The sequence below is a fragment of the Bordetella hinzii LMG 13501 genome (genome assembly GCF_001548475.1).
Classification (GTDB): Bacteria; Pseudomonadota; Gammaproteobacteria; order Burkholderiales; family Burkholderiaceae_B; genus Bordetella; species Bordetella hinzii.
On sequence record NZ_LRUJ01000010.1, the window covers coordinates 33,347 to 58,823 of the forward strand.

A 25,477-nucleotide genomic window follows, 5' to 3' on the forward strand; every position below is an offset into this window, starting at 1 on the left:
TCGCCCCCCTCACACCGAATTCTTTTTGTTCCGACATGGCTCGGCCATGTCCCGTTTCCGCTATTCGCACAGGAGCTTCCATGCAGACTACGATCGCCTCTGTGACTCGGCCCACGGCCGTGCCGCCCGAATCCAACGAGACCCCGGCCAATACCGGCCAGGCCGGCCAATGGGCCAGTTACAACCTGATCCGCCGCAATGGCTCGGTGGTTGGCTTCGAGCCGGGCAAGATCGCCATCGCCATGACCAAGGCCTTCCTGGCGGTCAATGGCGGCCAAGGCGCCGCCTCGGCGCGTGTGCGCGAGCTGGTCGAGCAATTGACCGCCCAGGTCGTCAACGCCCTGGTGCGCAATCGCCCCAGCGGCGGCACCTTCCATATCGAAGACGTGCAGGACCAGGTCGAGCTGGCGCTGATGCGCTCGGGCCAGCATGACGTCGCCCGCTCCTACGTGCTGTACCGCGAACGCCGCGCGCAGGAGCGCGCCGCCGCCGCCGAGGTGCTGGACAAGGCCGCCCCCGCCGTCCAGGAAGTCTCGCTCAACGTCACCGACAACGGCGTGCGCCGCCCGCTGGACATGGCACAGCTGCGCGCCACCATCGAAGCCGCCGGCGTGGGCCTGACCGAGTTCATCGACACCGAAGCCATCCTGAAGGAAACGGTCAAGAACCTGTACGACGGCGTGCCGGTCGACGAGGTCTTCAAGTCCGCCATCCTGGCCGCCCGCGCCCTGGTCGAGAAGGACCCGGCCTACAGCCAGGTCACCGCCCGCCTGCTGCTGCACACGATCCGCAAGGAAGTCCTGGGCGAGGAGGTCTCGCAGGCCGACATGGCCCAGCGCTATGCCGAGTATTTCCCGGCCTTCATCCAGCGCGGTATCGAAGCCGGCCTGCTGGACGCCAAGCTGGCCGAGTTCGACCTGCAGCGCGTGGCCCGCGCCCTGGACGCCAACCGCGACCTGCAATTCGGCTACCTCGGCCTGCAGACGCTGTACGACCGCTACTTCCTGCACGTGCGCGGCACGCGGATCGAACTGCCGCAGGTCTTCTTCATGCGCGTGGCCATGGGCCTGGCGCTGCGCGAGACCGACCGCGAAGCCCGCGCCATCGAGTTCTACGAGATCCTGTCCTCGTTCGACTTCATGAGCTCGACGCCGACGCTGTTCAACTCCGGCACGCTGCACTCGCAGCTGTCGTCGTGCTACCTGACCACGGTCTCCGACGACCTGGAAGGCATCTACGACGCCATCAAGGAGAACGCCCTGCTGGCCAAGTACGCCGGCGGCCTGGGCAATGACTGGACCCCGGTGCGCGCGCTGCGCAGCCACATCAAGGGCACCAATGGCGAAAGCCAGGGCGTCGTGCCCTTCCTGAAGGTGGTCAACGACACCGCCGTGGCGGTCAACCAGGGCGGCAAGCGCAAGGGCGCGGTCTGCACCTATCTCGAAACCTGGCACCTGGACATCGAAGAGTTCCTGGAGCTGCGCAAGAACACCGGCGACGAGCGCCGCCGCACCCACGACATGAACACGGCGAACTGGATTCCCGACCTGTTCATGAAGCGCGTGATGGAAAACGGCGAATGGACGCTGTTCTCGCCCTCCGATTGCCCGGACCTGCACGACAAGTACGGCCGCGAGTTCGAGCGTGCCTACCTGGGCTATGAAGCCAAGGTCGCCAGCGGCGAACTGAAGCTGTTCAAGAAGATGCCGGCCATCTCGCTGTGGCGCAAGATGCTGTCCATGCTGTTCGAGACCGGCCATCCCTGGATCACGTTCAAGGATCCCTGCAACATCCGCTCGCCGCAGCAGCACGTCGGCGTGGTGCACAGCTCCAATCTCTGCACCGAGATCACGCTGAACACCAACGAGTCCGAAATCGCCGTCTGCAACCTCGGCTCGGTGAACCTGGTCGCGCACATGAAGCCCTCCGCCAACGGCGGCTACGAACTCGACCACGACAAGCTCAAGCGCACCGTGGGCATCGCCATGCGCATGCTCGACAACGTGATCGACATCAACTATTACGCCGTGGAGAAGGCGCGCAACTCCAACCTGCGCCACCGCCCCGTCGGCATGGGCATCATGGGCTTCCAGGACTGCCTGCACATGATGCGCGTGCCCTACGCCTCGCAAGCAGCCATCGAGTTCGCCGACCGCTCGATGGAAGCCGTGTGCTATCAAGCGTATTGGGCCTCGAGCGAACTCGCCCAGGAGCGCGGCCGCTATGAATCGTATGAAGGCTCGCTGTGGTCGCGCGGCATCCTGCCGCAAGACTCCATCGCGATGCTGCGCGATGAGCGCGGCGGCAATGTCGACGTCGATGAATCGAGCTCGCTCGATTGGAATACGTTGCGCGCGCGCATCAAAGAACATGGCATGCGCAACTCGAACTGCATCGCTATTGCCCCAACCGCGACGATTTCCAATATCATTGGCGTATCTGCGTGCATCGAACCCACTTTCCAGAACTTGTACGTCAAATCGAATCTCTCCGGCGAGTTCACGGTCGTAAACGATTATCTCGTTCGTGATCTGAAGAAACTCGGTCTGTGGGACGAAGTCATGGTCGCTGACCTCAAGTACTTCGATGGCAGCCTGTCCCGCATCGATCGTGTTCCGACCGAACTGCGCGAACTCTACGCCACCGCGTTCGAAGTCGAACCGAGCTGGCTGGTCGAGTGCGCCGCGCGCCGCCAGAAGTGGATCGATCAGGCCCAGTCGCTGAACATCTACATGGCTGGCGCCTCGGGCAAGAAACTGGACGACACTTACAAGCTCGCATGGCAGCGTGGCCTGAAGACCACCTACTACCTGCGCACCATGGGCGCCACCAGCGCCGAGAAATCCACGGGCCGCGGCGGCGAACTGAACGCCGTCAGCGCTGGCAACCATAACGCCACGGCCCCCGTAGCCGCAGCACCTGTTTTGCCCGAACCCGAGATCGTCGGGGCGGTTTGCACGATGCGGCCGGGAGACCCCGGCTTCGAAGAGTGCGAAGCCTGCCAGTAACGACTTTCGGAGAATTCGATCATGCTTAATTGGGAAGACGACAACCTCGCCACGCAAGCCGCCAAGACGCCCGCCCCCGCGGCGGGCGCGGGTGGCGCCGCGCCCGAACCGGTGCGCGCCGCCACCGGCGTGTTTGGCGACTCGGCCTTGCCCACCCCGGCCGCGCCGCAATCCGCGGCCGACCTGGGCAATACCGCGCGCCGCGTGAAGGTCGCCGACAAGCGCATCATCAACGGCGAAACGGACGTCAACCAGCTGGTGCCGTTCAAGTACAAGTGGGCCTGGGAAAAATACCTGGCCACTTGCGCCAACCACTGGATGCCGCAAGAAATCAACATGTCGCGCGACATCGCCCTCTGGAAAAACCCCAACGGGTTGACCGAGGACGAGCGCCGCATCGTCAAGCGCAACCTGGGCTTCTTCGTGACGGCCGACTCGCTGGCCGCCAACAACATCGTGCTGGGCACCTACCGCCACATCACGGCCCCCGAGTGCCGCCAGTTCCTGCTGCGCCAAGCCTTCGAAGAAGCCATCCACACCCACGCCTATCAGTACATCGTCGAAAGCCTGGATCTGGACGAATCGGAAATCTTCAACGCCTATAACGAGGTTCCCTCGATACGCGACAAGGATGAGTTCCTGATCCCCTTCATCGAAGCCATCGCCGATCCGAATTTCAAGACGGGTACCCCGGAAGCCGACCAGACGCTTCTGAAGTCCCTGATCGTGTTCGCCTGCCTGATGGAAGGGCTGTTCTTCTATGTCGGCTTTACCCAGATCCTGGCGCTGGGCCGACAGAACAAGATGACCGGCGCGGCCGAGCAGTACATGTACATCCTGCGCGATGAATCCATGCACTGCAATTTCGGCATCGACCTGATCAACACCATCAAGCTCGAAAATCCCCATCTGTGGACGCCCGAGTTCCGCGAAGAAATCCGCGAACTCTTCCGCAAAGCAGTGGAACTCGAATACGCTTACGCCGAAGACACCATGCCGCGCGGCGTGCTGGGCCTGAATGCGCCGATGTTCAAATCGTATCTGCGCTTCATCGCCAACCGCCGTTGCCAGCAGATCGGCATCGAGCCGCTCTACCCGCAGGAAGAAAACCCCTTCCCGTGGATGGCGGAAATGATCGACCTGAAGAAGGAACGCAACTTTTTTGAAACTCGCGTGATCGAATACCAGACCGGCGGCACGCTGAGCTGGGAGTAGTCGGCAGGGCCTGGTGGCCCGCCATGGTTGTGCTCCCGGTTGGTGTATTCGGACACGTAGGACGTAGCGGTAGGCTGCCGGTTCGCCGGCGCCTACCGGCGCCATTTGAAATGGCTCGCGCCCGCGCGGGGGCCATATCAAATGGCTGTGCTGAATTCATTAGCGCAAGCCGTAAAGAACTGCCGCCCGCAAGGGGCAGTGGCATGCGCCGATGAATAGCCCGGGTGCGGTTCGCCGTTGGCGCTCCGTGACACGGGTTTAAGTTCTGGGACCCCTGAACCTAAGGAGCATGACCATGGCAACTGCCAAGAAAGCCGCCAAGAAAGCGGTGAAGAAACCCGCCGCCAAGAAGGCCGCGGCCAAGAAGGCCCCCGCCAAGAAGGCTGCGGTCAAGAAGGTCGCTGTGAAGAAGGTCGCCGCCAAGAAACCGGCGGTCAAGAAAGTCGCCGCCAAGAAGGTCGCCGCCAAGAAACCGGCCGCCAAGAAGGCTGTCGCCAAGAAGGCCGTGGCCAAGAAAGCCGTAGCCAAGAAGGCTGTCGCCAAGAAGGCCGTCGCCAAGAAGGCCGTGGCCAAGAAGGCTGTCGCCAAGAAAGCCGTAGCCAAGAAGGCCGTCGCCAAGAAGGCGCCTGCCAAGAAGGCTGCTGCCAAGAAGGCGCCGGCCAAGAAGGCTGCTGCGAAGAAGCCGGCGGCCAAGAAGCCTGCCGCCAAGAAGCCCGCGGCCAAGAAGGCTGCCCCCAAGAAGCCCGCCACGCCGCCCTCCACGGCGGCCGCCCCGGGCGCCAAGACCGCGCTGAATCCGGCCGCGTCGTGGCCCTTCCCCACGGGTGGCCGTCCCTAAGGGACTGGCCAGCCTGAGGTAGGCATCAAGCCGCCTGGCGCAAGCCGGGCGGCTTTTTCATTGCCATGCCGGCATCTTGCCGGCAACACCACGAAAGCCGCAGTGTTTTCACATTCATCATGCGACAATAGAAGGCGTTACTTCTGGTAGATAGTCCATGATCGGCGATATCCTGCGTTTCCTCATCGACATCCTGTTCACGCTGTTCGGCGCGGCCCTGTTGCTGCGCGCCTGGATGCACGCGGTGCGCCTGCATCCCTTCAACCCGCTGGCCCGCGCCATCTACCAGGCCACCAACTGGCTGATACTGCCCTTGCGGCGGATCATCCCGGCCACCGGCAGCGTCGACTGGACCAGCTTGTTCGCCGCCTGGCTGGCCGCCCTGGTGTTCTTCCTGCTGGTCATCCTGGTCAGCGTGGGCATGCTGCCCCCGGCCGGCGCCCTGCCCCGCGTTCTGCTGACCGCCCTGTTCACCGAAATGCGCTGGGCCTTGAACCTCGTGGTCTGGCTGACCCTGATCCAAGCGGTGCTGTCCTGGGTCAACCCCATGTCGCCCCTGATGGCGCTGCTGCAGACCCTGACCGCGCCGCTGCTCGATCCGATCCGGCGCATCCTGCCGCGCACCGCCATCGACTTCTCGCCACTGGTGCTGCTCATCCTGGCGCAGATCGCCGCCATGATGCTCACCCGGCTGTCCTACGGCGGCATCTGACCGCCGGACAGGGCAAGGGCGCCGCGAGGCGCCCTTGTCACGTCAAAGACCCGCGTAGATCTCCAGCAGTTTCTTGCGGTCGGTCTTGTGGTTGTTGGACACCGGCAAAGCCGGGCAGAGCACCAGCTCCGCGGGCACCATATAAGGCGGCAGGCGCTCGGCCAACAGGCGCTTCCATTCGGCCTGGGCCGCCTCGCCGGCAAAAGCCGGCGCCGGCACATCCGCATCCAGGAAACCGATCAGCCGCACGGCAGTGCCGTCCGGGCGGCGCAAGACCGCGCAGGCGCCTGCCCGCACGCCGGCCAGGCCATGCAGGGCCGCGTCGATCTCGGACAGCTCAATGCGATAGCCATTGAGCTTGATCTGGTCGTCCATACGCCCGCGGCAAAAGAGCAGACCGTCCTCGCCCTGCTCGCCCAGGTCGCCCGTGCGGAACCCCCGCCGGCCGTCGCTGGCGCGGAAACACTTGCTCGCGTTCAGGTCGGGGCGGTTCAGGTAGCCGCGCATGACATGGTCGCCTACGATGCAGAGTTCGCCCTCGTCGACATAGACGCGCGCCTGCGGCTTGGCGTAGCCGATGGGCAGCGGGTCATGCGCGGCGATCACGGCATCGTCGATGACGATGGCCGTCGTGGCCACCGTGGCCTCGGTCGGCCCATAGGTGTTCAGGATGCGCGCCTGCGGAAAACGCTGGCGCAGCTTGCGCGCCAGGGCCACGGTCAGCGGCTCGCCGCAGAAGAGAAAGGTATCGAGCGCTGGCAGGACCGCCGGCGCGAAATCGCGGTTGACCAGCTGCTGGTGGGCGAACGACGGCGTCGACACCCAGCAGCTGATGCCATGGGCCGCCAGGCGCGCATACCATTCGGCCGGCGCGGCGATCTGCTCGCGGGCATTCAGCACGCAGCTGCCGCCCAGGGCCAGCGTGCCAAATACCTCGTACATGGAGAGGTCGAAGCTGAAGGGGGCCTGGTTCATGAAGACCGGCGCCTCGCCCAGTCCAAAACCGCTCATCCATTCACCCAGCAGGGCCACGCTTTCGCGGCCGATCTGCACGCCCTTCGGATCGCCTGTGCTGCCGGAAGTGAAGATCACATAGGCCAGGCCCTTCTCGTCCAGCACGCTCGGCGCGCCAGCCTCGAAGCGGTCGGTCCGGGCGTCATAGACGGCGCCGGCGCGCACGATCTCGACGATGCGGCGCAGCCGCTCGACCGGATAGATGGTGTCCACCGGCACGAAAGGCGCGCCCAGCATCAGCGCACCGACCATGGCCACGAAGAATCCGGTCTCCTTGTGGCCGTAGACGACCACCGGCACATCGGCCGTGATGCCCTGCTCGCGGGCCCGCGCGGCCCAGGCCGCGGCGGCCTCGGCCAGCGCCTGCCAGCTCAGCGCGCCATCGGCGCCCGCCACGGCCAGCGCCTGCGGCGCGCGCGCCGACGGGACGAACTCGAAGGTATTCAGATCAAAACGCATGGCTGAGGGAATCAGATCGGACTGCGGCCGCTGAAGACATACAGCGCCAGCGCGGCCAGGATGAGCGTAAGCACGCGGCCGGCGAACTTCACCCAGCCGCGCGCCAGCCAGGCAGCCAGCGCGGGCCGCGTGCGGGCCGCGTTGACCAGCAGGTTATGGCCCACGGAATAGGCGCCGAACATCATGCCGCTGACCACGTAGTGCAAGGACAGCCCGTTCCAGATGCCCATGGCCAGCAGCGTGGCGAAAATGCCGATGTTCTGCGCGGCCAGGCGATGGCGGCCAAAGAAAGCCGTCTTGGACAAGGCCTTGTAGATGGGCATGAAGATCACATCGCGCAGCCACTCCGACAGGCTGATATGCCAGCGGCGCCAGAAGTCCTGCGGATTGACCGTGGCCAGCGGATTGCGGAAATTGACCGGCAACACGAAGCCGAAGAACATGCCGATGCCGACCGCCATGCTGCTGTAGCCGGCGAAATCAAAGAACAGATAGAAACTGTAGAGCGTCGCGTTGGCCGCCACGCCGGTAAAAGAGTAGTCGTGCGCGTCCAGCGTGGACAGGCCATAGCGCCAGATGGCCTCGGCCAGGCCGAACTTCTGGATGACGCCCAGCAGCGTCAGTTCCAGGCCGGTCAGCCAGGTATCGAGCGTCACGCCATCGTAGCCGCGCTTGAGATCGGCCTGGAAATTGCGCCAGCGGTACATGGGGCCGGCCAGCAGCGTGAGCGGAAAAAACAGATAGATGAAATAGTCCAGCGGCGAGACGCGCTCGTTGCGTTGCGCGAACAAGAGCACGTCGATGGCGCGGAAGGTCGCGAACGACAGGCCCAGCATGGCGGGCAGATGGGTGAGGCCGGTCTTGACCAGCAACAGCGGGGCCATGGTGACGATGACCGAAAGCCAGGTCGGGATCCACCCGCGCCGGTTGGCCCACAGGGCCGCGCCCGACACGGCGAACAGGCCCACGGGCTGCCAGGGGCGCACGCCGAAGACCGCCAGCCAGATGAGCACCGACAGCGCGGCGATCACATGGCGGTAGCCCAGCCGCCACGGCATGGCCAGCGATCGATAAAGCAACAGGCCCAGGCCGCCGACAATGGCGCCGCCGAAGAAGTTCAAGCTGCCGAACAGTTCCATGGCCGGGTCAGAACTGTTGATATTGGAATTCGACCTTGATCGGCCCGCCGCTGCCCGTGGGGGGCTGCGCTTGCAGGATGAAGACCAGGATCAGGCCGAGATAAAGGCAGAGATGCCAGAAGAAACGTTTCATCGCGAGAAGAACTCCGCAATGCCCCTGTCGGCCATGGCCCAGCCCACTTCGGCCAGGTGCATATCGTCGCGCACCATTCCAGGCTGGAAGGGGATGCTGTAGAGATCGAGGCAGCCCATGCCATAGCGTTCGCACATGCCCTTGATGGCCGTGACGACCGGATCGAAGCGCTCGACGTCCAGGATCAGCTTGGGATTGAAGGGCTGGATGATGAAATAGGCGCGCACCTTGCGCTGTTGCAGCAGCGCCATCACGCGCGCCAAGTCGCCCAGCTCGGGCCGGGTCATGGGCGGGACGTCGGGAAACTCGTTGCGCGCCGGCGACGGCAGCATCGCCAGGTATTTCTGGTAGTAATCGTCGCGCACGTCGTAGGGGTTCTTGCTGCCCAGTTGGCGTTCGACATCGACCGCCTGATCGATCAGTTCGCTCCAGTGCTGGCCCGACAGGCGGGCCGAGGACGGCCAGGTCACGAACTTGTGCGCCGGCACCGCCAGCGCGCTGCGCGGGCGATCCAGCGCCGGCTGGCTGCGCGCATGCCACCATGCGGCGACCTTGTCCTTGAACTCGGCGACCTGCCCATTGGCCAGCAGCCACAGCAGCCCCCAGTTGGCGTTGGCGCTGATCCAAGTCTGCATCTGCTCGCGGGTTGCCTCCCGGTCCCAGAGGCGGTCCCAGACCGGGCCGGTCACATGTTCGGCAAAGGCCGAGCGCGGCAGCTGGCCGCCGGAGGCGAACCAGGCCGGCGACACCATGACCACCAGGCGGGTATTGGGCGTGAGCGAGTCCGCCACCGACTCCAGCACGCTGACAATGCCAAAGGACTGGAACATGGCGTGGCCATAGGCCAGCGTCGGCACTTTGAGTTCGCGCGGGAAGAAATGATAGGGAACGAAGCGTAGATCGTGGCTGGAGAGCTCGGAGGACCCCAGCACCACCAGCGTGCCGTCGCTCAGGGCGCGCGACAGGCGGTTCAGATTGACATGCTGCGTGCCCCAATCCGGCCCCAGATTGGGCAGATAGTTATCCGTGACGGCGGGCGCACTGGAAATGGGCTGGACGTTGCGGTCCAGGAAACGGTCCGCGGCCCAATAGGCCATCATGGCCAGGACACAGGCCGTGATTGCCGCAGCGATATGCGACAACAGCCGGGAATTATGTATGGGCAGCGACATAGCCGGCGAGCGTGCGGACCGACTGCATGTGCTCGGCGATTTCCGGAGCGGGAATGCTGCAGCCGTACTCGGACTCGACAGCGAGGGTGATGTCCACCGCGGCCAGGGAATCGACCAGGCCGGAGGCAATCAGGGGAGTATCGGCGGTGACTTTCTTCAGGACGATCGACTCGACGATCTCGGCGATACGGGTATGGAGTTCTTGCTCAGTATGCATAGGTATATGGTGCTGCGCCGCCTCGCGAGGCCGATTACCCCCGCCCCCCGGAGTTAGCAGCGCGACTATACCAACAGATACTGACTGGCTTCTGAAAGCCCGGGATTTTTTTCGGGGCCGGTCGCGCCGTTGTCGGGATGGCGCAACACCGCCCGCCTCCGGCGCCCAAAAGACAACACCCTCCGGGTGCCCGGAGGGTGTTCATCGCAGGGCCTGGCCGTGGGATCAGTAGGGAACCACCCGGGTCGGGCCGCTGCCGCTGATGACCTGCACGCGCTGGCCCACGCTGACCGGCACGTCGGCTTCCTGGGCGACCACACGGGTTTCGCCGTTATCCAGGCGCACCGTGATTTCGTAACCCGAGGCCTTGCCGACCTGGTTTTCGACCGCATTGCCCGCCAGCGCGCCCAGGATGGCGCCGCCGACCGTGGCGATGGTGCGGCCCGTGCCGCCGCCGATGGCGTTGCCAGCCACGCCGCCCAGGGCGCCGCCGGCCACCATGCCGACGCCGCTGGACTTGTCGTTCTGGATGGTGATCGGACGCACGCCAGTCACCGTGCCCGTGCGGACGATCTGCTCGCGCTGGGCCTGGTCATAGCTGTAAACACCGCTGGACGCGCTGCGGTTGGCGCAACCCGCCAGCACCGCCATGCTGGCAGCCAGCGTGACCACGACGATTCCGCGACCGATACGGCCAGCCGAAATGGACGGAGAAATTGTTGTGCTCATTGAGACTCCTCGATCGGGATGTACCGACACATTCGATAATACTCTCCCGCAACACTTTTCGTTGCCGGGGTCGAAACAGGGTGCAACCAAATTGGGCGGCGCCGCCGCCTGACCATGACATATTGGAGAGGCGCCGCGGCGGCTTGGTTCCGGCTCCTTGCGTTTCTTGACGCTCAGGCCGGCAGCGACAGCCCATAGGCCTGCTGCAGGCGGCGATCGATCTCGGCCCGGCCGGGGGCGTGGTTCTGCGGACCGCGCGAGGCGATCTTGATGGCGCCCATCAGGTTGGCCAGGCGCGCGCTGTCGGGCCAGCTCCAGCCCGAGGTCAGGCCGTAGAGCAGGCCGGCGCGATGGGCGTCGCCGCAGCCGGTCGGGTCCACGACGTCGTCGGCCTGGACCGGCTCGATCCGGATCTCCTGGCCCTCGGTGTACAGCGTGGCGCCCTGCGCCCCGCGCGTGACGACCACGGCGCGCAGGCCGCGGGCGATCTCGGCCATGTTGCGGCCGGTGCGCTGCTCGACCACGCTGGCCTCGTAGTCGTTGACCGTCAGGGCCTGGCACAGCCCGAGCATGCGCTCCAGGTCCGCGCCGTCGAACAGCGGCATGGCCTGGCCCAGGTCGAAGATGAAGGGGATGCCGCGCGCGGCCAGGGCCTGGGCGTGGGCGAACATGCCTTCCTTGGCATCGGGCGCGACGATGGCCCAGGCCGCCTCGGCCTGGCTCAGGTCATTCTGGGCGGAGAAAGCCATCGCGCCCGGGTGGAAAGCGGTGATCTGGTTGTCGTCCAGGTCGGTGGTGATGAAACACTGCGCCGTGAACGTCCCCGGCACGACCTTGACGCGGCGGGTATCGATGCCCAGGCCGTTCAAGCGCTCGAGATAATCACCGGAATCCTCGCCCACCGTGGCCACCGGCACCGGCTGGCCGCCCAGCAGTTTCATGTTGTAGGCGATGTTGCCCGCGCAGCCGCCATACTCCTTGCGCATGCCGGGCACCAGAAAGGACACGCTCAGCGATTGGATGCGGTCGGGCAGGATGTGATCCTTGAAATGGCCTTCAAAGACCGCGATGGTGTCGAACGCCATCGAACCGCAAACCAGCACAGGAGAAGCCATGGTGATCCTTCAGGGAAAGAATTTATCGAGTTGGTAGCCGTTGACATTGATGCCCTGGACCTCGACAGGCACCGCCAGGCTGACCTCGGCGCCCGCGCCGAACGGTCCGCTGGCCCGGGCGGGATCGAGGTAATCCTGGGGCATCAGCACCTTGCGCGCCACCACGGTATCCGAAATATCGGTCAACTCCAGCACCAGGGCGGGCCAGGGCTGGGGTTTATCGAAACGATTGCGCATGACCACATTGAGCACCATGGGCGAGCGGCCCTCGGCGGCGCTGGCCGCCGCGCCTTGTGGCGTGCGCAATGAGGACGACGTGATCGCGATGCGCTCCAGGCGCCGCACATAACCCACGCTGCAGTCCAGGGGTTTGCACGCCAACGCCAGCACGGGCCGCAACATGGGCACGTTGGTGGCGATGCTGCTGCGATAGACATAGACCAGCTGCAGGCCCAGGGCCAAGAGGGCCGCCAGGCAGGCAAGCGCCCACAGGCGCCGGCCCAGGCCGCGCGCGCGCGCCCGGTCGTCATCGAGGAATTCGGGCGGGGTGCGGCCGCTGTCGGTGGCGCTGGAATAGCGTGTGCGCCGCTCGCCGGGAAAAGCCAGGTCCTCGCCTTCATCCGGCATGGGCGCATCAGCCAGGCCAGGCTCGGCGGCCAGGCCCGACTCGCGCGGCCCCCCACGCCAGGAATCGCCGTCGCCGATGGTCCAGGCCCGCGCATCGTCCCAGGGCGCTTCGTCCCGGCCTGCGTGGAAATCGCCGCCTTCGTGGCGCGCGGACGCCGGATCGGGCGCGTCGTCATCTTGGTCGCCGTCCTGGCCCTCATCGTCGGCCGGCCCCGCCTGGCGCATGGCCTGGCGTCCGCGCAGCACGGCCGGCGCCGGCACGGGTTCGGCCGCAGGTCCGGGGACGGCGGCGGGCGTGGGCGGCATGGGCACGGCCTGTTCCACCACCGGCAGCGGCGCGCGCGTGGCGGGGTCGGGTTCGCCCGGCGTGACCAGGCAGGCCCTGCCGTCGAAGACGGTATTGCAGACGCCGCAACGCACCAGGCCATTGCGCACGCGCAGCTGATCGGCGACCACCTTGAAGGCGGTCGCGCAATGCGGGCAGCGGGTCACCAGCGACATGATCTCGCCCCGGCCCGGGGGTCAGGCCTTGCGGCCGTGCAGGCAGACCCAGCCATCACGGGCGCGCCACACCGACATGGCGATCCAGGGGGCATAGGCGGCGGCGACCTCCTCGGCCTGGCGCTCCAGCACCCCGGAGAGCACCAGATCGCCGCCAGGAGCCACGCGGCCGGCCAGCATGGGCGCCAGGACCTTCAGGGGGTTGGACAGGATGTTGGCCACCACGACCCGGAACTGGCCATCGGCCAGCCCCTCGGGCAGCTCGGCCGCCAGGCTTACCTGGTTCGCCGCGGCATTGTCGCGCGTGGACTGCACGGCCTGCGGATCGATATCCACCGCCGTGGTCGGGCCCGCGCCGAGCTTGCGCGCAGCGATGGCCAGGATGCCCGAACCGCAGCCATAGTCCAGCACGTCGGCGCCAGCGGGCAATTCGGCCTCCAGCCAGGCCAGGCAGAGGTGGGTGGTGGGATGGCTGCCGGTGCCGAAGGCCAGGCCGGGATCGAGTTCGATGCGGATGGCGCCTTCCGGCGTCGGCACGCTGTCGTCATCGCGATGCCAGCTGGGCACGATCCACAATTGGTCGGAAATGCGGATAGGGCCGAACTGCGACTGGGTCAAACGCACCCAGTCCGCATCGGGCACATCGCGCAAGGTCCAGCCGGCAAAGTCCGCCGCGTTCAGGCTGGCGGACTGGGCGGCCTCTTCGAGCAACTGGGCGGGATCCGCGCCGTCGGGCAGGAGCGCCACCACGCGATTGCGGTCCCAGGCCTGAACCGAAGGTTCGGTGCCGGGCTCGCCGAACAAAGGCCGCTCATCCTCGGTGCCCAGGTCGGCATCCTCGACGGACACCGACAGCACGCCGGCCTCCAGCAGCGCGTCGGACAGTGCCTCGGCCTGGGCCTCGCGGCAATAAAGGACCAATTCACGCATGTGCTTCTTCCTTGCGGCAAGGCCCGCGCATCGCGGGCCCTGTCGCCATCAATACAAAAAACGGGGCCGCGCGGGCCCCGGTCGCTGCTCAGGGACGCTGAGCCAGCTTGTTTTCCAGATAGTGGATGCTGGTGCCGCCTTCGATGAAGCGGGCATCCTGCAACAGCTCGCGATGCAGCGGGATGTTGGTCTGGATGCCTTCGACCACCATTTCGGACAGGGCAATGCGCATGCGGGCCAGGGCCTGTTCGCGCGTGTCGCCGTAGGTGATGACCTTGGCGATCATCGAATCGTAGTTGGGCGGCACGAAATAGCTGTTGTAGGCATGCGAATCGATGCGCACCCCCGGGCCGCCCGGCGTATGCCAGTTGGTGATGCGGCCGGGGCTGGGCACGAAGCGGAAGGGATCTTCCGCGTTGATGCGGCACTCGATGGCATGGCCCTTGAAGGTCACATCGCGCTGGCGCAGCGCGAATTTCTCGCCGGCGGCGATGAGGATCTGCTGCTGGACCAGGTCCACGCCGGTGATCAGCTCGGTCACCGGGTGTTCGACCTGGATACGGGTGTTCATTTCAATGAAATAGAACTCGCCGTTTTCGAACAGGAACTCGAACGTGCCGGCGCCGCGATAGCCCATCTTGCGGCAGGCGTCGGCGCAACGGTCGCCGATGCGCTCGATCAGGCGGCGCGGAATGCCCGGCGCCGGGGCTTCCTCGATGACTTTCTGGTGGCGGCGCTGCATGGAGCAATCGCGCTCGCCCAGCCAGACGGCGTTGCGTCCACCGTCGGCCAGCACCTGGATCTCCACGTGGCGCGGATTCTCCAGGAACTTCTCCATATAGACTTCGGGGTTGTTGAAGGCCGCGCCCGCCTCGGAACGAGTCATGTTGACCGCGTTGAGCAGGGCCGCCTCGGTGTACACCACGCGCATGCCCCGGCCACCGCCGCCGCCGGCGGCCTTGATGATGACCGGATAGCCCACTTCGCGCGCAACGCGCATGATCTCCTGGGGATCGTCGGGCAAGGCGCCCTCCGAGCCGGGTACCACGGGCACGCCGGCCTCGATCATGGCGCGCTTGGCGCTGACCTTGTCGCCCATCAGGCGTATGGTTTCCGGGCGCGGACCAATGAAGACGAAGCCGCTTTTTTCGACCCGCTCGGCAAAATCGGCATTCTCGGAGAGAAAGCCGTAACCCGGGTGGATGGCTTCCGCATCGGTGACCTCGGCGGCCGAGATGATGGCCGGCATATTGAGGTAGCTTTCGCGGGACGGCGCCGGCCCGATGCACACGGACTCGTCGGCCAGGCGCACGTACTTGGCCTCGCGGTCGGCTTCCGAGTGCACCACCACGGTCTTGATGCCCAGCTCGCGGCAGGCGCGCTGGATGCGCAGAGCAATCTCGCCGCGGTTGGCGATCAGGATTTTTTCAAACATTTTGCGCTATCAGCCAATGACAAACAGCGGTTGACCGTACTCGACGGGCTCGCCGTTCTCGACCAGGATTTCTTTGATCACGCCGGATTTGTCGGCTTCGATCTCGTTGAGCAGCTTCATGGCTTCGATGATGCACAGCGCATCGCCTTCCTTGACGCTCTGGCCGACATCCACGAAGGGAGCGGCGCCCGGATTGGGCGAGCGGTAGAAGGTGCCGACCATGGGCGCCTTGACCACATGGCCCTGGATGGCCGGGGCGGCCGGCGCCGCGGCGGGAGCGGCCGCGGCGGCGGGCGCGGCCGCCACGACGGCGGGCGCGGCTTCGGGCGCATGATAGGCGACAGGTTGCAGGGCCTGGGAGAACTTGACGATGCGAACCTTGCCCTCGCCTTCGGTGATTTCAAGTTCGGCAATGCCCGATTCAGCCACGAGGTCGATCAGGGTCTTGAGTTTTCGGAGGTCCATGGAAGCTGCTTCCCGATAATGTTGGCGGCACCCGCGCACAGCGGGAGCTCGTGATGTTTTGCTAAGGAAAAACGTGGGTCCGGGTGAGTTTCAATGCCGCGCCGCATAGCGCAAGGCCGCCTCGTAGCCGTTCGCTCCCAGGCCGCTGATAAGGCCGATGGCGATATCGGAGAGGTAGGAGTGATGCCGGAAGGTCTCGCGCTTATACAGGTTGGACAAATGTACTTCAATAAATGGGATCGCCACTCCGGCCAGCGCATCGCGCACCGCCACACTGGTGTGCGTGTAGGCTGCCGCGTTGATGATGATGAAGTCCGTACCGTCATGGGCGGCTGCCTGGATACGATCCACCAAGGCCCCTTCATGATTGCTCTGCCAAGCCGACAGGGTGACGCCGAGCTCCGCCGCCAAGGATTCGAGGCCCTCGTTGATCTGGGCAAGCGTGAGACTGCCGTAGATCTCGGGCTCCCGGGTTCCAAGGAGATTCAGATTCGGGCCATGCAATACCAGGATGCGTCGCGCCATTTGGCCTGCCAGTTGCTGGCAAAACAATCTATAAACCGCCTTTTTACGCCAATTCGAACTATTTGCGCAACTGGCTCAAGCCGCGAGCGCCAGAACGGTCTTTTCGAGCGTGACCGGATCGATCTGACCCAGGATCTTCTGGTTAATGCTGCCATCTGCATTCAAAACCAGCGTAAACGGCAGGCCTCCGGCCGGGTTGCCCAGGCCGCGCAGCACGTCGATCGCCCCGGCTCCCATCACCAGCAAGGGATAGGAAACGGGCACTTTCTCGACAAATTTTCGCATATTCTCGGCAGTATCGACGCCGATCCCGACAAAGCGCACTTTGCCGGCCTTTTTGTGCATATCGTCGAGCTCGGGCATTTCCTTGACGCAGGGCGCGCACCAGGTGGCCCAGAAATTGATCACCATGGGCTGGCCGCGCCATTGCGACAACGCCTGCGGCTTACCCTGCAGGTCCGGAAGCGACATGGCCAATAACGCCGCAAGGGGATCCTCGGCGGCCGGCGCCGCCGGCCGGTCCGAGCGCTGGTAGAAATAGCCTCCAGCCGCCGCCACGATGGCGGCCGCGCCCGCGGAAACAAAGAGACGTCGGTTCATGGCGCCCATCATATACCGCCCGCGCCGGCCGCGCCTAAGCCGGCCGCGCCCTTCCCCTCTACAATGCCGGAAGGAGAACCCCATGCATCTACATATTCTTGGCATTTGCGGCACCTTCATGGGCGGACTGGCGCTGATCGCGCGCGAGGCCGGCCATAAAGTGACGGGCTGCGATGCGGGCGTCTATCCGCCCATGAGCACCCAGTTGACCGAGCAGGGCATCTCCCTGATAGAGGGCTTCGGGGCGGACCAGCTGGCCCTCAAGCCCGACCTGTTCGTGATCGGCAACGTCGTCAGCCGGGGCAATCCCCTGATGGAAGCCATCCTCAACAGCGGCGCGCGCTATATCTCGGGCCCGCAATGGCTGGGGGACAACATCCTGCCGCAGGCCCATGTGCTGGCCGTGGCCGGCACCCATGGCAAGACCACCACCAGCTCGATGCTGGCCTGGATACTGGAACAGGCCGGCCTGAGGCCCAATTTCCTGATCGGCGGCGTCGCCCCGGGCCTGAAGGTCTCGGCCCGCTACCAGTCCGGTGCGCGTCCCTTCGTGATCGAGGCCGACGAATACGACACGGCTTTTTTCGACAAGCGCTCGAAATTCGTGCATTACCGTCCGCGCACGGCCATCCTGAACAATCTGGAATACGATCACGCCGACATTTTTCCGGATCTGGCCGCCATCGAGACCCAATTCCATCACCTGGTGCGCACCATCCCCTCCGAGGGCTGCATCGTCCTGCCCACCCGCAGCGAGGCGCTGGAGCGCGTGCTGGCCCGGGGCAATTGGTCGCGCACGGTGCGCTTTGGCGCCGGCGGCGCCTGGCAGGCCGGCCCGGCCGACGATGAGGGCGCCTTCACGGTGTTGCGTGACGGCCACGACGTGGGCACGGTGCGCTGGACGCTGGGCGGCGAGCACAACCGCATGAACGCCCTGGCGGCCCTGGCCGCGGCCGAGGATATCGGCGTGCCGGCGACCGACGGCGTGGCGGCCCTGAGCCGCTTTGCCGGCGTGAAGCGGCGCATGGAGGTGCGCGGCACGGTCAATGGCGTGACTGTCTACGATGACTTCGCCCATCACCCCACCGCCATCGCGACCACCGTGGCCGGCCTGCGCCGCCAGGTCGGCGCGGCCCGCATCCTGGCCGTGCTGGAGCCGCGCTCGAACACCATGAAACTGGGCACGATGGCGGCCCGCCTGCCGCAAGCCCTGGCCGGCGCCGATCTGGTGTTCTGCTTCGGCGCGCGCGAGGGCAAGCACGCGCTGGGATGGAACCCCGACGAGGTGCTGGCACCGCTGGAAGGGCGCGCCAGCAGCTACGATGACCTGGACGCCCTGGTGCAGGCGGTGAGCAAGGCCGCCCGCCCGGGCGACCACATCCTGGTCATGAGCAATGGCGGCTTTGGCGGCGTGCACGGCAAACTGCTCGACGCCCTGGCCCGTCCCCATTGAGGTCCCCGGCCATGCCTGACGCCAAGATCCTGTACCTGCACGGATTCCGCTCCTCGCCCGACTCGTTCAAGGCGCGGCTGATGGCCCAGGCCATGGCCGGCCTGGGCCGGCAGGGCGACTGGGCCTGCCCGGCCCTGCCGGCCAGTCCGCGCGCGGCGGCCATCCTGGCGCGCGAGACGGCGCAGGCCTTGCTGGCCGGCGCACCGCCGCGCCGGCTGACCGTCGTGGGTTCCTCGCTGGGGGGCTACTATGCCACCTGGCTGGCCGAGGCACTGGACTGCAAGGCCGTGATGATCAACCCGGCCGTGAATGCGCCGCGCGACCTCGCCACCCAGGTCGGCGAACACACGATGTATCATTCCGCGGCTCCGTTTGTCTTTCTGCCCGAATATGTGCAGGAATTGCGCGAGCTGCATGTCCCCATCCTGACCCATCCGGAACGTTATTTCCTGCTCGCCGCGACCGGCGACGAAGTCCTGGACTGGCGCGAGATGCGCGAACGTTTCGAGGGTTGCCGGCAACGCATCATTCCGGGCAGCGACCACGGCGTGTCCGACTTCGCGCAATGGATGCCGGAGGTGCTTGATTTTGCCCTGGGCTACCCCCACTGATTAAATTCCCGATACGCCAGGCCGCGCCGCGCCCCGGCCCGATGGACTGATATATGTACGTGTTTTACGAAGATGACGGCAGCTTCAAGGCCGGCAATATCCTGTCGGAGACAGACGCCAGCCTGCAGGTGGAGTCGGAATCGGGCAAACGCAGCAAGATCAAGCGTGCCAACACGCTGTTCACCTTTGCCTCGCCCGAACCCGCCGTCCTGATGCGCGAGGCGGCCGCGCTGGCCGAGGGCATCGACCTGGCCTTTCTGTGGGAATGCGCGCCACAGGAAGAATTCGACGCGCCCGCGCTGGCGGCGGAGTATTTCGGGCATGCGCCCAGCGCGGTCGAACAGGCCGCCCTGCTGATGCGCCTGCACGGCGCGCCGGTCTACTTCCACCGGCGCGGCAAGGGCCGCTACCGTCCCGCGCCCCCCGACATCCTGCAGGCCGCCCTGGCCGCGCTCGAAAAGAAACAGCGCCAGGCCGAGCAACAGGCGGCCTGGGTCGAGGACATGGCCCAGGGCAGGCTGCCCGAGGAAATCGGCCAGATGGCCGAAACCCTGCTGGTGCGGCCCGACAAGAACACCATGCAATGGAAGGCCCTGGACGCGGCCTGCACCCGGCTGCAGAAAAGCCCCGAGCGGCTGCTGCTGGAGCTGGGCGCCTGGCCGCACGCCCTGGCCCTGCACAAGCGGCGCTTCCTGGCGGTCAATTTCCCGCGCGGCGTGGGCTTTCCCGACATCATCCTGCCCACGGTGCAGCGCGAGCTGCCGCTGGCCGACGCCGAGATCTATTCGGTCGACGATGTCACCACCACCGAGATCGACGACGCCCTGTCGGTGACCCGCCTGTCGGACGGCCGCGTGCGCGTGGGCATCCACGTCGCCGCCCCCGGGCTGTCGGTCACGCGCGGCAGCGACCTGGACAAGCTGGCGCGCCAGCGCCTGTCCACGGTCTATATGCCGGGCGACAAGATCCCCATGCAGCCGGACTCGGTCATCCAGACCTTTTCGCTGGACGCCGGCCGCGAAGTGCCCGCCCTCTCGCTCTACGTGACGGCCGACCCGTCCAGCGGCGAGATCATCGCCTCCGAGACCCGCATCGAGCGCATCGTGGTGCGCGAGAACCTGCGCCACAACCAGCTCGACGCCGAGGTGACCGAGGCCGCCCTGGCCGATCCGGACGCCCCCCTGCCCTACGGCCACTGGCTGCGGCCCCTGTGGCAGCTGGCCCAGGCGCTGTCGGCGCAGCGCGACATCATCCGAGGCAAGCCGGAGAACAACAGCCGGGTGGAATACAGCTTCTACCTGGACGGCAACCCCGACGACCCCGATACCCCGGTGCGCCTGGTGCCGCGCCAGCGCAACGCGCCGCTGGACCGCATGGTGGCCGAGTACATGATCCTGGCCAACAATCTGTGGGGCGGGCTGTTGCACCAGCATGGGGTGCCCGGCATCTACCGCTCGCAGCAGGCCGGCCGGGTGCGCATGAGCACCCAGGCCCTGCCGCACGAGGCCATCGGCGTGCCGCAATATGCCTGGAGCACCTCGCCGCTGCGCCGCTATGTCGACCTGGTCAATCAATGGCAGCTGATCGCCGCCGTTGAGCATGGCGTCTCGGCCCGGCTGGTCGCGCCCTTCAAGCCCAAGGATGCCGATCTTTTCGCCATCATCGGCGCCTTTGACGCCCAGTACGCCGCCTGGGCCGATTTCCAGAACGCCATGGAGCGCTATTGGTGCCTGCGCTGGCTGCGCCAGCAGAACATCAGCCGCAGCGTGGCCCACGTGCTGCGCGACGATCTGGTGCGGCTGGGCAATGCGCCCTTCGTGACCCGGGTGGGCGGCCTGCCCGAGCTCGAACGCGGCGCGCCGGTCGAAATCGACATCATGGGCATGGACGAGCTGTCCCTCGAACTGGACTGCCGCTACCTCGGCCCGGCCTAGCGCCCGCCTGGGCGAGGAGCGGACGGTTCCCCTAAAATGCTGTCGTGCACCGCTCCCTCCTCACCCCTCTCCGGGCGCCCGGCCAGCACTATCTGCCGATCGCCATCGCCATCTCGCTGCTGGTCCATGCCGGCCTGCTGGCCTGGCGCTTCACAGCGCCGCCGCTGCCGCGCCCGCCGCTCACCAGCCTGGAGATCACGCTGGTCAACGCGCATACCGACAGCCCGCCGCCGCGCGCCCAGGTCCATGCCCAGGCCTCGGTGGACGGCGGCGGCAATGCCCGCTCGGGCGTGGCCAGCACGCCGCTGCCGCGCACGGGCGAATCTCCCGACACCATCGTGCTGCAGGCCATGCGCAAGCGCCAGGCCCAGCTCGAAGCCGAACAGGCGCGCCTGCTGACCCAGCTCACCGCCGAAGAGCGGACCGGCGCGGCGCGCGAGCCCGTGCATCCCTGGGATGAATCCCAGGCGCCGGGCGACAGTGTCGAGGACCAGGCCGGCATCGTGCAGAATGCCCAGGTCGCCACCCTGGCCAATCGCGTGCAAGCCTATAGCGCGCTGCCGCGCAAGACCTTCGTGGCCCCGGCCGCCCAGGCCTCGCCCTATGCCGCCTACCTGGACGCCTGGCGCACCCGCATCGAGACCGTCGGCACGCAGCACTTCCCCGAAGAAGCACGCGGACGCATCTACGGCACGCTGCGCATCACGGTCAGCGTCCGCCGCGACGGCAGCCTGGCCGGCTTCGACATCGACCAGCCCTCGCCGCACGCCGTGCTCAACCAGGCCGCGCGGCGTATTGTGCAGATGGCCGCGCCCTTCGCCCCCTTCCCGCCCGAACTGGCCCGGGATACCGACGTGCTGGTCATCACGCGCACCTGGCATTTCGTCAACGATTCCCTGGAAACCTCCGCCCCATGATCCCCACCCAGGCTCCCGCGCTGCTGCGCTACGCCGTCATCGGCAACCCGGTGGCGCACAGCCGTTCGCCGCAGATCCACGCGATGTTCGCCGAACAGACCCATATCGCCCTGGAGTACGAACGCCTGCCGGCGCCGCTGGACGGTTTCCGCGACACGGTCTGGAAGTTCTTCCTGGCCGGCGGCCGCGGGCTGAACGTCACGGTGCCCTTCAAGCAGGAGGCGTTTGCGCTGGCGCATGACCATCTATCGGCGCGCGCGCGCGTGGCCGGCGCGGTCAACACCCTGACCTGGCGCGACGGCGTGCTGCATGGCTGCAATACAGACGGCGTGGGCCTGGTCGAGGACCTCAAGCGCCTGGGCGCGCCGCTGCGGGGCGCCCACCTGTTGCTGGTGGGCGCCGGCGGCGCGGCGCGCGGCGTGCTGCAGCCGCTGGCCGAGACCGGCTGCGCCGAAATCCGCATCGTCAACCGCAACCCCGCGCGCGCGGCCGAACTGGTCGCCGCCTGGCAGGCCAGCGGCATACACAGCGGCACCCGCATAACCGCCGGCGGCCTGCCCGACGCGGCCCGCGCCGGCGGCTGGGACGTGGTGATCAACGCCACCGCCAGCGGCCTGCTGGACGAGGCGCCGGCGCTACCCGGGGACCTGTATGCCCCCGATGCGCTGGCCTACGACATGGTCTACGGCGCCCGCCCCACGGCCTTCATGCGGCAGGCCACGGCCGACGGCGCGGCGCGCACCGCCGACGGGCTGGGCATGCTGGTGGGCCAGGCGGCCGAGAGCTTTTTCATCTGGCACGGCCAGCGGCCCGACCCTTCCCCGGTGCTGACCGCGCTGCGCGCCGAGCTGTTGGCCGAGGGCTAGGCGGACGAGGCCCGAATGGCGCGCTCCCGTTCCTGGTTCCGCATCGTCACCGGCGCCATCATGGCGCTGCTGTGCCTGCTGCTCATCTATGAGCTGGCCATGTTTTCCATGGTGGTGTGGTATGCCTATCGCGATCCAGGCAGCAGCGCCATCATGCGCCAGGAGCTCTCGCGCCTGCGCGAAACCGATCCAAAGGCCGAGCTGCGCTACACCTGGGTGCCCTACGACCGCATCAACGCCTCGCTCAAGCGGGCCGTCGTGGCCTCCGAAGACGCCAACTTCACGGAACACGACGGCGTCGAATGGGACGCCATACGCAAGGCCTGGGAGTACAACCACGAGCAGCAGGCCCAGGGGCGCGGCAAGATGCGCGGCGGCTCGACCATCACCCAGCAATTGGCCAAGAATCTTTTCCTGTCCAGCTCGCGCAGCTATCTGCGCAAGGGGCAGGAACTGGTGCTGACCTATATGATCGAACACGTCATGCCCAAGGAGCGCATCCTGGAGCTCTACCTGAACGTGGCGGAATGGGGCGTGGGCGTATTCGGGGCCGAAGCCGCGGCGCGCCATTACTATGGCACGAGCGCGGCCGGCCTGGGCGCTTCGCAATCGGCCCGGCTGGCGGCCATGCTGCCCAATCCCCGCTACTACGACAAGCACAGAAACACCAGCTATCTCAACTCCCGCACGGCGACACTGTTGCGCCGGATGCGCATGGTGGACATTCCGTGACCCGCAAGGGGCGGGGCCGGCTCCATATTTGTTAAAGTCTGGTGTTTTAGGCGCCCCGCGCCCTGAAGGTTTTTGAGATTCATGCGTACAGCCCGCCGCTATCTGGCCCGCGAGATCTATCGCTCCTGCGCAGTGGTCCTCCTGGCCCTGCTGGGGCTGTTCACGTTCTTCGCCCTGGTCGACGACCTGGACAACGTGGGCGACAAGTTCAGCATGCTGGCCCTGCTCTATATGCAGGCGCTGGCGCTGCCCACCCGCCTGTACGACCTGCTGCCCATCGGCTTGCTGATCGGCGCCATCCTCGCGCTGGCCGGCCTGGCGCAGCGCAATGAGCTGGTCATCCTGCGGGTGTCGGGCGTGAGCGGCATGCGGCTGATGCGCATGCTGTGGATCATCACCATCCCGATGATGATAGGCGCGACCCTGCTCTCGGAGTTCGTCACCCCCATTGCCGAAATCAAAAGCGGCGAAGCCGACCTCACCTTCCGCGGCAAAGCCGGCGGCGGGCGCCTGAACAGCGGCTACTGGTTCAAGGAGCCGACCCGCGACGGCGGCACCCGCATCATCAACATCAAGACCCTGCTGGCCGACGGCCAGGTGCGCGACGTCACCTTGTACGAATTCAAGCCCAACCTGGAGCTGGAATCCCTGTCCACGGCCGCCACCGGCCAGTTCACCGGCGGCGATCTGGTCCTGACCGACGTGGTGCAGACGCGCATCGACGACAAGGCCGCCGAGGCGCTGGCCAACGCCAGACCGCCCGCCACGCCCCCGGCTTCGGTGAGCCGGCAACCCAACCTGCGCCTGGACACCACGCTCAGCTCCGAGCGCCTGCTGGCCCGCGTGCTCACGCCCGAGCGCATGTCGGCCGTCACCCTGCTGGACTACATCGATTATCTGCATCACAACCAGCTGCAGGCCGATCGCCAGATCGTCGCCCTGTGGCGCAAGTTCGTCTATCCTTTCACCCTGCTGGTGATGATCACCATCGCCGCGCCGATCGCCTTCATGCAGACCCGCCGCGGCGGCGTCGGCGCCAAGGTCTTCATCGGCATCCTGATGGGGGTGGCCTTCTTCATGGTCAACCAGCTGGCCCTGAACGTCGGCATGCTCAGCCGCTGGCCGCCCTGGCTGACGGCCCTGGGCCCGAACGCCGCCGCCATGGTGCTCGCGCTGGGCGCGCTGGTCATGATGGAGTACCGGCACGGGTTCACCCGTCAATCGCAACAACGCAAGGCCGCCTGAAAGCGGTCCTTGGCAAGACCTCCTCAACCCGGAGATTAGCGTCGGCATGACGACTGGCAGCATCTGGATGATCGGCGACGTGCAAGGGTGCTGCACACCGCTGCAGCAATTATTGGCGCACCCCGATATCGCGTCCGATCCCGACTCGCGCTTCTGGTTCGCGGGCGACCTGGTCAACCGCGGCCCGGAGTCGCTGGCGACCCTGCGGCGCATCATGGCGCTCGGCGACCGCGCCGTGGCCATCCTCGGCAACCACGACCTGCACCTGCTGGCCACGGCGGCGGGCGTGCGCAAGCCCTCGCGCTCGGACACGCTCGATGACATCCTCAATGCGCCGGACGCCGCCGACCTGATCGACTGGCTGCGCCACCGGCCGCTGGCGCACTACGCGCATGAGCACCTGATGGTGCACGCCGGCGTGCTGGCCAAGTGGGATGTCGAAAAAACGCTGGCGCTGGCCGGCGAGGTGGAGGCCGCGCTGCGCGGCCCCAACTGGCAGAAAGCGCTGCAGAAGATGTATGGCAACGAGCCGGTCAACTGGAAGGAAGACCACAAGGGCGGCAAGCGCATGCGCGTCATCATCAATGCGCTCACCCGCATGCGCCTGTGCACGCCCGCCGGCCATATGGAGTTCGCCACCAAGGTGGCTCCGGGCGCCTGGCCCAGCGGCCTGGTGCCCTGGTTCGATGTCCCCCGCCGCGCCACGCGCGACGTGACCATCGTCTTCGGCCACTGGTCCACGCTGGGCCTGCTGATCCGGCCTCACCTGATCTGCCTGGATACCGGCTGCGTCTGGGGCGGCGCGCTGACCGCCATGCGGCTGCAGGACCGCAAGCTGGTGCAGATCAAATGCAGCCAGTTTCAGGACCCGCTGTCCGAATAAAG

Annotated in this window: 25 protein-coding genes; 12 read left to right on the plus strand and 13 right to left on the minus strand. The window is 66.4% G+C overall.

Features of this window, described 5'->3' with window-relative positions:
* Positions 1–80 precede the first annotated feature (80 nt).
* The 4 genes from AXA74_RS08885 (at position 81) to AXA74_RS08900 (ending at position 5,773) form a co-directional block, all read left to right on the plus strand.
* Entirely contained in the window at positions 81–3,008 is a 2,928-nt protein-coding gene (locus tag AXA74_RS08885; RefSeq protein WP_029580170.1) for a ribonucleoside-diphosphate reductase subunit alpha, read from the plus strand.
* Positions 3,009–3,029: 21 nt separating this feature from the next.
* On the plus strand, positions 3,030–4,223 hold the full coding sequence (locus tag AXA74_RS08890; RefSeq protein WP_029580169.1) for a ribonucleotide-diphosphate reductase subunit beta: 1,194 nt from the start codon (positions 3,030–3,032) through the stop codon (positions 4,221–4,223).
* 295 nt (positions 4,224–4,518) lie between these two features.
* Positions 4,519–5,061 carry a histone H1-like DNA-binding protein gene (locus AXA74_RS08895; RefSeq protein ID WP_060833154.1) on the plus strand — a complete coding sequence of 181 codons (543 nt, stop codon included), beginning with the start codon at positions 4,519–4,521 and terminating at the stop codon, positions 5,059–5,061.
* Between the two features lie 157 nt (positions 5,062–5,218).
* Positions 5,219–5,773, plus strand: a complete 555-nt coding sequence (locus AXA74_RS08900; protein WP_029580167.1) for a YggT family protein — start codon at positions 5,219–5,221, stop codon at positions 5,771–5,773.
* Between the two features lie 42 nt (positions 5,774–5,815).
* On the opposite strand, the gene AXA74_RS08905 is transcribed toward AXA74_RS08900, so the two are convergent.
* The 13 genes from AXA74_RS08905 to AXA74_RS08960 all read right to left on the minus strand — a co-directional run bounded on the left by AXA74_RS08905 (position 5,816) and on the right by AXA74_RS08960 (position 16,834).
* Positions 5,816–7,246, minus strand: a complete 1,431-nt coding sequence (locus tag AXA74_RS08905; RefSeq protein WP_032979302.1) for a D-alanine--poly(phosphoribitol) ligase — start codon at positions 7,244–7,246, stop codon at positions 5,816–5,818.
* An 11-nt stretch (positions 7,247–7,257) separates the two neighbouring features.
* Positions 7,258–8,385 (minus strand): MBOAT family O-acyltransferase, encoded by a 1,128-nt coding sequence (locus AXA74_RS08910; protein WP_029580165.1) that lies wholly within the window; start codon positions 8,383–8,385, stop codon positions 7,258–7,260.
* Positions 8,386–8,392: 7 nt separating this feature from the next.
* On the minus strand, positions 8,393–8,518 hold the full coding sequence (locus tag AXA74_RS24785) for a hypothetical protein (RefSeq protein ID WP_095075167.1): 126 nt from the start codon (positions 8,516–8,518) through the stop codon (positions 8,393–8,395).
* Complete coding sequence (locus AXA74_RS08915) at positions 8,515–9,690, minus strand: D-alanyl-lipoteichoic acid biosynthesis protein DltD (protein WP_032963325.1); 1,176 nt, start codon at positions 9,688–9,690, stop codon at positions 8,515–8,517. The genes AXA74_RS24785 and AXA74_RS08915 overlap by 4 nt, the downstream gene beginning before the upstream one ends.
* Positions 9,671–9,907 (minus strand): acyl carrier protein, encoded by a 237-nt coding sequence (locus tag AXA74_RS08920; protein WP_032963323.1) that lies wholly within the window; start codon positions 9,905–9,907, stop codon positions 9,671–9,673. Before AXA74_RS08920 ends, AXA74_RS08915 begins: the two co-directional genes overlap by 20 nt.
* A gap of 225 nt (positions 9,908–10,132) precedes the next feature.
* Positions 10,133–10,636, minus strand: a complete 504-nt coding sequence (locus tag AXA74_RS08925; protein WP_029580162.1) for an outer membrane lipoprotein — start codon at positions 10,634–10,636, stop codon at positions 10,133–10,135.
* A 173-nt stretch (positions 10,637–10,809) separates the two neighbouring features.
* On the minus strand, positions 10,810–11,751 hold the full coding sequence (locus AXA74_RS08930; RefSeq protein ID WP_029580161.1) for a carbohydrate kinase family protein: 942 nt from the start codon (positions 11,749–11,751) through the stop codon (positions 10,810–10,812).
* Positions 11,752–11,760: 9 nt separating this feature from the next.
* The gene (locus AXA74_RS08935) at positions 11,761–12,879 is read right to left on the minus strand and encodes a DUF3426 domain-containing protein (protein WP_032979301.1); all 1,119 of its coding nucleotides are present in this window, start codon (positions 12,877–12,879) and stop codon (positions 11,761–11,763) included.
* A gap of 21 nt (positions 12,880–12,900) precedes the next feature.
* Positions 12,901–13,809 (minus strand): 50S ribosomal protein L11 methyltransferase, encoded by a 909-nt coding sequence (gene prmA, locus AXA74_RS08940; protein WP_029580159.1) that lies wholly within the window; start codon positions 13,807–13,809, stop codon positions 12,901–12,903.
* An 88-nt stretch (positions 13,810–13,897) separates the two neighbouring features.
* On the minus strand, positions 13,898–15,244 hold the full coding sequence (gene accC / locus AXA74_RS08945; protein ID WP_029580158.1) for an acetyl-CoA carboxylase biotin carboxylase subunit: 1,347 nt from the start codon (positions 15,242–15,244) through the stop codon (positions 13,898–13,900).
* 9 nt (positions 15,245–15,253) lie between these two features.
* Positions 15,254–15,709, minus strand: a complete 456-nt coding sequence (gene accB / locus AXA74_RS08950) for an acetyl-CoA carboxylase biotin carboxyl carrier protein (RefSeq protein WP_029580157.1) — start codon at positions 15,707–15,709, stop codon at positions 15,254–15,256.
* A gap of 90 nt (positions 15,710–15,799) precedes the next feature.
* Complete coding sequence (gene aroQ / locus AXA74_RS08955) at positions 15,800–16,234, minus strand: type II 3-dehydroquinate dehydratase (protein WP_029580156.1); 435 nt, start codon at positions 16,232–16,234, stop codon at positions 15,800–15,802.
* Between the two features lie 75 nt (positions 16,235–16,309).
* Positions 16,310–16,834: a TlpA family protein disulfide reductase gene (locus AXA74_RS08960; RefSeq protein WP_032979337.1), complete on the minus strand. Its 525-nt coding sequence runs from the start codon at positions 16,832–16,834 to the stop codon at positions 16,310–16,312.
* Positions 16,835–16,916: 82 nt separating this feature from the next.
* On the opposite strand from AXA74_RS08960, the gene mpl reads away from it, so the two are divergent.
* The 8 genes from mpl to AXA74_RS09000 all read left to right on the plus strand — a co-directional run bounded on the left by mpl (position 16,917) and on the right by AXA74_RS09000 (position 25,475).
* On the plus strand, positions 16,917–18,287 hold the full coding sequence (mpl, locus tag AXA74_RS08965) for a UDP-N-acetylmuramate:L-alanyl-gamma-D-glutamyl-meso-diaminopimelate ligase (RefSeq protein ID WP_029580154.1): 1,371 nt from the start codon (positions 16,917–16,919) through the stop codon (positions 18,285–18,287).
* Between the two features lie 11 nt (positions 18,288–18,298).
* On the plus strand, positions 18,299–18,898 hold the full coding sequence (locus tag AXA74_RS08970; protein ID WP_032979300.1) for a YqiA/YcfP family alpha/beta fold hydrolase: 600 nt from the start codon (positions 18,299–18,301) through the stop codon (positions 18,896–18,898).
* A gap of 53 nt (positions 18,899–18,951) precedes the next feature.
* On the plus strand, positions 18,952–20,832 hold the full coding sequence (locus AXA74_RS08975) for an RNB domain-containing ribonuclease (protein WP_029580152.1): 1,881 nt from the start codon (positions 18,952–18,954) through the stop codon (positions 20,830–20,832).
* Positions 20,833–20,876: 44 nt separating this feature from the next.
* Positions 20,877–21,749 (plus strand): energy transducer TonB family protein, encoded by an 873-nt coding sequence (locus tag AXA74_RS08980; protein ID WP_029580151.1) that lies wholly within the window; start codon positions 20,877–20,879, stop codon positions 21,747–21,749.
* Positions 21,746–22,615, plus strand: coding sequence for a shikimate dehydrogenase (aroE, locus tag AXA74_RS08985; protein WP_032957385.1), 870 nt, complete (start codon positions 21,746–21,748; stop codon positions 22,613–22,615). Before AXA74_RS08980 ends, aroE begins: the two co-directional genes overlap by 4 nt.
* Before the next feature lie 15 nt (positions 22,616–22,630).
* Positions 22,631–23,347 carry a monofunctional biosynthetic peptidoglycan transglycosylase gene (mtgA, locus tag AXA74_RS08990; protein ID WP_032963313.1) on the plus strand — a complete coding sequence of 239 codons (717 nt, stop codon included), beginning with the start codon at positions 22,631–22,633 and terminating at the stop codon, positions 23,345–23,347.
* Positions 23,348–23,428: 81 nt separating this feature from the next.
* Positions 23,429–24,592, plus strand: a complete 1,164-nt coding sequence (gene lptG, locus AXA74_RS08995) for an LPS export ABC transporter permease LptG (protein ID WP_032979299.1) — start codon at positions 23,429–23,431, stop codon at positions 24,590–24,592.
* 46 nt (positions 24,593–24,638) lie between these two features.
* The gene (locus tag AXA74_RS09000) at positions 24,639–25,475 is read left to right on the plus strand and encodes a symmetrical bis(5'-nucleosyl)-tetraphosphatase (protein WP_032957382.1); all 837 of its coding nucleotides are present in this window, start codon (positions 24,639–24,641) and stop codon (positions 25,473–25,475) included.
* Positions 25,476–25,477 lie beyond the last annotated feature (2 nt).

Bases quoted from the DNA above. Each gene is read 5' to 3' on its own strand.
- AXA74_RS08885 (WP_029580170.1), top strand. From the start codon at position 81: ATGCAGACTACGATCGCCTCTGTGACTCGGCCCACGGCCGTGCCGCCC.
- AXA74_RS08890 (WP_029580169.1), top strand. From the start codon at position 3,030: ATGCTTAATTGGGAAGACGACAACCTCGCCACGCAAGCCGCCAAGACG.
- AXA74_RS08895 (WP_060833154.1), top strand. From the start codon at position 4,519: ATGGCAACTGCCAAGAAAGCCGCCAAGAAAGCGGTGAAGAAACCCGCC.
- AXA74_RS08900 (WP_029580167.1), top strand. From the start codon at position 5,219: ATGATCGGCGATATCCTGCGTTTCCTCATCGACATCCTGTTCACGCTG.
- AXA74_RS08905 (WP_032979302.1), bottom strand. From the start codon at position 7,246: ATGCGTTTTGATCTGAATACCTTCGAGTTCGTCCCGTCGGCGCGCGCG.
- AXA74_RS08910 (WP_029580165.1), bottom strand. From the start codon at position 8,385: ATGGAACTGTTCGGCAGCTTGAACTTCTTCGGCGGCGCCATTGTCGGC.
- AXA74_RS24785 (WP_095075167.1), bottom strand. From the start codon at position 8,518: ATGAAACGTTTCTTCTGGCATCTCTGCCTTTATCTCGGCCTGATCCTG.
- AXA74_RS08915 (WP_032963325.1), bottom strand. From the start codon at position 9,690: ATGTCGCTGCCCATACATAATTCCCGGCTGTTGTCGCATATCGCTGCG.
- AXA74_RS08920 (WP_032963323.1), bottom strand. From the start codon at position 9,907: ATGCATACTGAGCAAGAACTCCATACCCGTATCGCCGAGATCGTCGAG.
- AXA74_RS08925 (WP_029580162.1), bottom strand. From the start codon at position 10,636: ATGAGCACAACAATTTCTCCGTCCATTTCGGCTGGCCGTATCGGTCGC.
- AXA74_RS08930 (WP_029580161.1), bottom strand. From the start codon at position 11,751: ATGGCTTCTCCTGTGCTGGTTTGCGGTTCGATGGCGTTCGACACCATC.
- AXA74_RS08935 (WP_032979301.1), bottom strand. From the start codon at position 12,879: ATGTCGCTGGTGACCCGCTGCCCGCATTGCGCGACCGCCTTCAAGGTG.
- prmA (WP_029580159.1), bottom strand. From the start codon at position 13,809: ATGCGTGAATTGGTCCTTTATTGCCGCGAGGCCCAGGCCGAGGCACTG.
- accC (WP_029580158.1), bottom strand. From the start codon at position 15,244: ATGTTTGAAAAAATCCTGATCGCCAACCGCGGCGAGATTGCTCTGCGC.
- accB (WP_029580157.1), bottom strand. From the start codon at position 15,709: ATGGACCTCCGAAAACTCAAGACCCTGATCGACCTCGTGGCTGAATCG.
- aroQ (WP_029580156.1), bottom strand. From the start codon at position 16,234: ATGGCGCGACGCATCCTGGTATTGCATGGCCCGAATCTGAATCTCCTT.
- AXA74_RS08960 (WP_032979337.1), bottom strand. From the start codon at position 16,834: ATGAACCGACGTCTCTTTGTTTCCGCGGGCGCGGCCGCCATCGTGGCG.
- mpl (WP_029580154.1), top strand. From the start codon at position 16,917: ATGCATCTACATATTCTTGGCATTTGCGGCACCTTCATGGGCGGACTG.
- AXA74_RS08970 (WP_032979300.1), top strand. From the start codon at position 18,299: ATGCCTGACGCCAAGATCCTGTACCTGCACGGATTCCGCTCCTCGCCC.
- AXA74_RS08975 (WP_029580152.1), top strand. From the start codon at position 18,952: ATGTACGTGTTTTACGAAGATGACGGCAGCTTCAAGGCCGGCAATATC.
- aroE (WP_032957385.1), top strand. From the start codon at position 21,746: ATGATCCCCACCCAGGCTCCCGCGCTGCTGCGCTACGCCGTCATCGGC.
- mtgA (WP_032963313.1), top strand. From the start codon at position 22,631: ATGGCGCGCTCCCGTTCCTGGTTCCGCATCGTCACCGGCGCCATCATG.
- lptG (WP_032979299.1), top strand. From the start codon at position 23,429: ATGCGTACAGCCCGCCGCTATCTGGCCCGCGAGATCTATCGCTCCTGC.
- AXA74_RS09000 (WP_032957382.1), top strand. From the start codon at position 24,639: ATGACGACTGGCAGCATCTGGATGATCGGCGACGTGCAAGGGTGCTGC.